General features: G+C 61.3%; 2 protein-coding genes. Both read left to right on the forward strand.

Annotation, left to right across the window (positions count from 1 at the left end; genetic code table 11):
• Positions 1-106: 106 nt before the first annotated feature.
• Positions 107-574, forward strand: a complete 468-nt coding sequence (locus tag NKJ35_RS30775; RefSeq protein ID WP_352651389.1) for a YaiI/YqxD family protein — start codon at positions 107-109, stop codon at positions 572-574.
• Positions 575-579: 5 nt separating this feature from the next.
• The gene (locus NKJ35_RS30780) at positions 580-1,251 is read left to right on the forward strand and encodes a DUF1345 domain-containing protein (RefSeq protein ID WP_352651390.1); all 672 of its coding nucleotides are present in this window, start codon (positions 580-582) and stop codon (positions 1,249-1,251) included.
• The last annotated feature ends 63 nt before the right edge of the window (positions 1,252-1,314 follow it).

Raw genomic sequence — 1,314 nt, forward strand, 5'->3', positions numbered from 1 at the left:
CACCTGGACGGCCAAGAGATCCGGCGCGTTGCCGGCCTAGTAGCCGCTCGACTATCATCGATCGAGCCGGGCGACGCCGCCCGGCTCTTTCACATTTGGAACAACGATGCCCGCACCTGCTATTCTCGTCGACGCCGACGCTTGCCCGGTGAAGGCCGAGGTCGAAAAAGTCGCCGAGCGGCACGGCATCGTCGTCACCTTCGTCTCCAATGGCGGCTTGCGACCGTCGCGCGATCCGATGATCCGCAATGTCGTCGTCCCCAAGGGCGCCGATGCCGCCGACGACTGGATCGTCGAAAATGCCCGGTCCAACGACATTGTGGTGACCGCCGATATCCCGCTTGCCGCGCGCGCGGTGGCGCTTGGCGCCCACGTACTTGGTCCGACCGGACGCCCGTTTACGCCCGAAACGATCGGCATGGCGGTGGCGATGCGCGACCTCAAGCAGCACCTGCGCGAAACCGGCGAGAGCAAGGGCTACAATTCGAGCTTCGCGCCGCAGGATCGCTCGCGGTTCCTAGGCGAACTTGACCGCATCCTACGGCGAGCGCTGAAATCCGCGTCAGCGGACTGAAGGCCATGGCGACTGGTACCCCGACCAAGATGCCCATGCGACGCCACACGCTGTTTGCGGTGTCGGCCTGCATCGGCGTGGCAGCCTTTGGGGCAGCGCTGATCTGGCGTGCGCCGCTCGCCTATTCGATCGGCGCCAACGTGTTCTTTGCCGCCTATCTCGTTCTTGTCATCGCCCACATGCCACGGCTTACCGGCAGCTATCTGCGCAAGAATGCAGGCGACACGGACCTGCCGGTACTGGCGATCTTCGCGGTCACTCTGGTTGTGGTCGCTATTGCCATCATTTCGTTGTTTCAATTGATCAACAGGGAGAAGAGCGCGGATCCCGTCGAGCTTACGGTCGCGCTATTGTCTATCCCGCTTGGCTGGTTGACCATCCATGCCATGGCGGCACTTCACTACGCGCATCTCTATTGGTTGGACGGCGATGCGATGGATGGCGACACCAAAAAGAGGATTCCGGTCGGCGGCCTCGACTTCCCCGGCGGCAAGCGGCCGGAGGGCTCGGATTTCCTCTATTTTTCGACAGTGATCGGCATGACGGCGCAAACTGCCGACACCAACATCACGACCTCGCAAATGCGCCGTGTCGTGCTTGTGCATTCGATCCTGTCGTTCTTCTTCAACACAGTCATCGTGGCAGCCGCGGTCAACCTAGAGTCTTTCACGTTTTGACGGAAGCGTACCCGGCGTTTGCGAAGTAGTTGTTGCATTCGGTTGCCTCGATCGTTTCAACGA

The organism is Mesorhizobium sp. M0136 (genome assembly GCF_040322515.1).
In the GTDB taxonomy this organism is placed as follows: Bacteria; Pseudomonadota; Alphaproteobacteria; order Rhizobiales; family Rhizobiaceae; genus Mesorhizobium.

Excerpts from the sequence above, each read along its gene's own strand:
- NKJ35_RS30780 (WP_352651390.1), top strand. The coding sequence starts at position 580 with ATGGCGACTGGTACCCCGACCAAGATGCCCATGCGACGCCACACGCTG.
- NKJ35_RS30775 (WP_352651389.1), top strand. The coding sequence starts at position 107 with ATGCCCGCACCTGCTATTCTCGTCGACGCCGACGCTTGCCCGGTGAAG.